The sequence below is a fragment of the Soonwooa sp. T0.1_25 genome (genome assembly GCF_057652215.1).
The window spans coordinates 1-4,645 of the sequence record NZ_JBYFBZ010000027.1; the positions used below are offsets into that span (position 1 = coordinate 1).

The 4,645-nt window shown below is 35.3% G+C and carries 3 protein-coding genes; 2 read left to right on the forward strand and 1 reads right to left on the reverse strand.

The genetic code is table 11. The features are described 5' to 3' along the window. The first annotated feature begins 146 nt into the window (after positions 1–146). Both AC23MB_RS14040 and AC23MB_RS14045 read left to right on the forward strand, forming a co-directional pair. Entirely contained in the window at positions 147–3,305 is a 3,159-nt protein-coding gene (locus AC23MB_RS14040) for a type ISP restriction/modification enzyme (RefSeq protein WP_487787608.1), read from the forward strand. 138 nt (positions 3,306–3,443) lie between these two features. After that, entirely contained in the window at positions 3,444–4,178 is a 735-nt protein-coding gene (locus AC23MB_RS14045; RefSeq protein ID WP_487787609.1) for a hypothetical protein, read from the forward strand. Between the two features lie 279 nt (positions 4,179–4,457). On the opposite strand, the gene AC23MB_RS14050 is transcribed toward AC23MB_RS14045, so the two are convergent. After that, positions 4,458–4,645, reverse strand: a 188-nt coding sequence (locus tag AC23MB_RS14050) for a hypothetical protein (RefSeq protein WP_487787610.1), incomplete at its 5' end; no start/stop codon positions are given.

Below are 4,645 nucleotides of genomic sequence, written 5' to 3' on the forward strand. Positions count from 1 at the left end.
CCGTTAGGCGACACCCTATTACACAGACCGCATAAAAATTCAAGTTTCATATTAGTGAAACTTTTTTATTTTAATAAAGAAATTTATCAGCTGCTTATAGATTAAAAAAAAACTAACTTTGAAGTAGAACTTTGAGAACATAACAAATGACTTTAGAACAATATATTGACAACATAAATCAACGCTACAAATTAGGAAATGCAACCGAACATACTTTTCGTGGCGACCTACAACAATTACTAGAAAGTTTAGTTCCGACAATTAGAGCAACCAACGAACCCAAAAGACAAAGTTGTGGAGCACCAGATTACATCTTAACCAAAAAGGATATTCCTGTTGGCTTTATAGAAGCCAAAGACATCGGAGACAAAGACCTTGGCGGCACAAAGAAAACAGGAAACAAAGAACAATTTGACCGTTACAAAGCATCACTTAACAATTTAATCTTCACAGATTATCTTGATTTTCATTTATATATTGACGGAATTTTTATAACAAAAATTGCAATAGCGGAACTACAAAATGGAACTATCGTTCCCTTGCCTTCCAATTTTGTTGCTTTTACAAACCTCATTAAAGCCTTTTGTTCTCATGTTGGTCAAACAATAAAAAGCAGTAAAAAACTAGCAGAAATGATGGCGGGCAAAGCACGCCTACTTTCTGATGTTATTGAAAAGGCACTAACAAGTGACGAATACAATCACGAGAACAGTACACTTAAAGACCAAATGACTGCCTTTAAGGAAATCCTTATTCACGATATTACACCAAAAGGTTTTGCGGATGTCTATGCTCAAACCATTGCTTATGGGATGTTTGCCGCTCGCCTACACGACCCTACTTTGCCTACGTTCAGCAGACAAGAAGCTGCCGAATTAATCCCAAAATCAAATCCATTTTTACGCAAACTCTTTGGCTACATTGCTGGTCCCGATATAGACGACCGCATCAAATGGATTGTAGACAATTTAGTGGATATTTTCTTAGCTTGTAACGTACAAGAAATTCTAAAAAATTATGGGAAATCCACCAAAATGGAAGACCCTATTATCCACTTTTACGAAACTTTCCTTAGTGAATACGATCCCAAATTAAGAAAAGCAAGAGGCGTTTGGTACACACCTGCCCCTGTGGTTAATTTTATAGTTCGTGCAGTAGACGATATTTTGAAAACGGAATTTCACCTCCCACAAGGGTTAGCAGACACCAGCAAAACCAAAATTAAAGTGAATCTGCAAGCGACCGATAATCGTTATAAAGACAATATCAAAACTACAGAACAAGAAGTTCATAAAGTTCAGATATTAGACCCTGCAACAGGTACAGGGACGTTTTTAGCGGAAGTTATCAAGCATATTCACAAAAAATTTGAGGGGCAACAAGGCATTTGGAGCAATTATGTAGCAACGCATTTATTGCCACGTCTTAATGGTTTCGAATTGCTGATGGCGAGTTATGCGATGGCACATCTGCAGTTGGATTTACTATTGACAGAAACAGGCTACAAACCTACAACCGAACAACGCTTTAGAGTCTACCTTACCAATAGTTTAGAAGAAAGCCATCCCGATACAGGAACACTTTTTGCCAATTGGCTAAGCACCGAAGCCAACGAAGCCAACCACATAAAGCGTGATACACCTGTGATGTGTGTCATTGGCAATCCTCCTTATGCTGTAAGTAGCACGAATAAAAATGATTGGATTCAAAATTTAATTGCTGACTATAAGAAAAATCTTAATGAACGTAAAATCAATTTGGATGATGATTACATCAAATTCATACGTTACGGACAACATTATATAGACAAAAATGGAAGCGGTGTTTTAGCTTACATATCAAATAATAGCTTTATAGACGGAATTACACACCGCCAAATGCGTAAACACCTCTTAGAAAGTTTTGATAAAATCTACATCTTGGATTTACACGGTAATGCCAAGAAAAAAGAAGTTTGCCCTGACGGAAGCCCAGACCAAAATGTTTTCGATATTATGCAAGGTGTTTCGATTAACATCTTTGTAAAGACAGATAAAAAGAAGAAAACTGAATTAGGAGAAGTTTTTCATTTTGATTTACATGGAAAAAGAAATCATAAATATGAAACACTTAATAACTCAACTATTTCTAGTATGAAATGGTTAAAACTTGAGTCCAAAAAACCTTATTATTTTTTCGTGCCAAAGAATTTTGATTTAGAAACCAATTATGGAAAAGGATTTCAAGTAAATGATATTTTAAAATTGAACTCAAATGGAATTGAAACAAAATGTGATCCTTTAGCTATCCAATTTTTTAAGCAAGAACTTCAAATTGTTATTGATGACTTTAAAAGTGAAACTGTCGAATTTTTAAAGTCAAAATACAATGAGAAACAAGACTCAAGTGGCTGGACATTTGCACGAGCAAAAGACAGCATTTTGAATGATACTTTTAAACAAGTGAAAATTAATTATAGACCTTTTGATGTTAGAGAATCAATAATTACCAAACATTCAGGTGGTTTTATTGGTCGTTCAAGGTTTGAGGTAATGCAACATTTCCTGCAACCTAATATTGGATTAATTATTCCAAGACAAACGACCCAAGACTATAGACATAATTTTATAACAAACAAAGTAATTGAAGGAAATTTCACTGCAAGTGCTAAGTTATTTGGTACTGGATGCGTTTTCCCCCTCTACCTTTATCCCGCAGAAACCAATGGCCAAACCTCCTTTGAAGAACAAGCCGAAAGAACACCCAATCTCAATATAGAGATTGTAGACAAAATTGCTAAACTATTAGGTTTAACATTTGTTACAGAGAAAGAACAAAACGAAAACACTTTTGCCCCGATAGACCTATTAGATTATATCTATGCAATTTTGCATTCGCCAACGTACCGAGAGAAATACAAAGAATTTTTAAAAATAGATTTCCCAAGAGTACCTTATCCAAAAGACAAAAACACCTTTTGGCAATTGGTGAAATTAGGCGGAGAAATAAGACAAATTCATTTATTAGAAAGCCCAACAATTGAAAAATACATCACGCAATATCCAATAGACGGAGACAACGTGGTGGGCAAACCAAAATACGACAGCGGAAAAGTATATATTAACGCTACGCAATATTTCGATAATGTGCCACAAACAGCTTGGGAATTTTATATCGGAGGATATCAACCTGCTCAAAAATGGCTGAAAGATAGAAAAGACAGAACCTTAGAATTTGATGATATTCTACACTATCAAAAAATAATTGTGGCATTATCAGAAACCTCAAGATTAATGAAAGAAATAGAAAAAATAGAAATAGAGTAAAAGAAGCATTACGCATCATCAACTAACAATATTCTAAAACCAATAGCCGACCTTTCCGTTGGCTATTCTATTTTGTTACAGATATTTATAACATATTTTTTAGTAACTTTAATACATTAATCATTAAAACATACACAAATGGCTTCAACATCAGAAACAGGACACGCAAAAAACATTGCCAACTTCCAAAACCTAATTGCATTTGTAAAAGCTTATGGTGCTACTTACAACCCATCAAAAGAAGCTTTAAAAGTTCCACAACTAGAAGCATTATTGGCAGATGCACAAGCAAAACTAGACAATGTAATCAACCAATATGCTACCTACAACACCAAAGTAAACGCCAGACTAAGTGCATTTAGTGGGCTTAAAGCATTATCAACTCGTCTTATCAACGCCTTACAAACCACAGATGCTTCCGACGAGTTGGTTAACGATGCTAAAGGTTTCAACCGTAAATTACAAGGACAAAGAAGCACTCCCGCTTCAACCACACCACAAGACTCAAATACACCAGGACCCCATACCATATCCACGAGCCAACAATCCTACACACAACAATTACAACATTTTGCAGGGCTTGTAGCAGTTCTAAAAACCGAACTAACTTACACACCCAACGAAGCGGATTTACAAATTGTAACATTAGAAGCCAAACAAACCGATTTAGCCACCCAGAATGACGAAGTCGCAACCGCTTATGTAGACGTAAGCAACGCACGCCTAGCAAGAAACGCAACACTTTATACAAAAGAAGAAAGCATTTTCGAAATAGCATCAGAAGTTAAGAAGTACATCAAAGCAGTTTTTGGAGCAACAAGCCCAGAGTTTGCACAAGTAAAGGGTATAGAATTTAAAAAGCCTAAAGTTTAAACTACCCAAAAGATAAAATACACTACCTCGAAATAAAATATTCCACCCTCAAATAAATAGGTTTGCTCCGCAAACCTATTTATTCTATCCGCAGTTGTAATTATCGCAACTGAAGTTTAAATTATACTATCCGCAATTATATTTATCTAATGCGAAAAGTAAATTATTTTATACGCATTTATATTTATTACATACGCAGAAACAAAATTAAGTCCCGCACTTTAAAAACTATCACCCACTATAAAAAATAAAAAGGCAGAAAACAGTAAGGGCGATCGCCTAACATTGTATTGCCAAAAGACGGGGTTTCGGTAAAGTTGCACATTTAGTGATATTTATCCGCAAAACCCTTTTTCCTTTTACTAATTTGAGTAATTTAGCAAAAGAAAAAAGTTTTTGCTTCGTTTGGTCATTCTTGAACTTGCAGTTCTTCGAAAGCCCGTCCTTCGGCAATACTTTTTCCGTTA

Bases quoted from the DNA above. Each gene is read 5' to 3' on its own strand.
- AC23MB_RS14040 (WP_487787608.1), top strand. From the start codon at position 147: ATGACTTTAGAACAATATATTGACAACATAAATCAACGCTACAAATTA.
- AC23MB_RS14045 (WP_487787609.1), top strand. From the start codon at position 3,444: ATGGCTTCAACATCAGAAACAGGACACGCAAAAAACATTGCCAACTTC.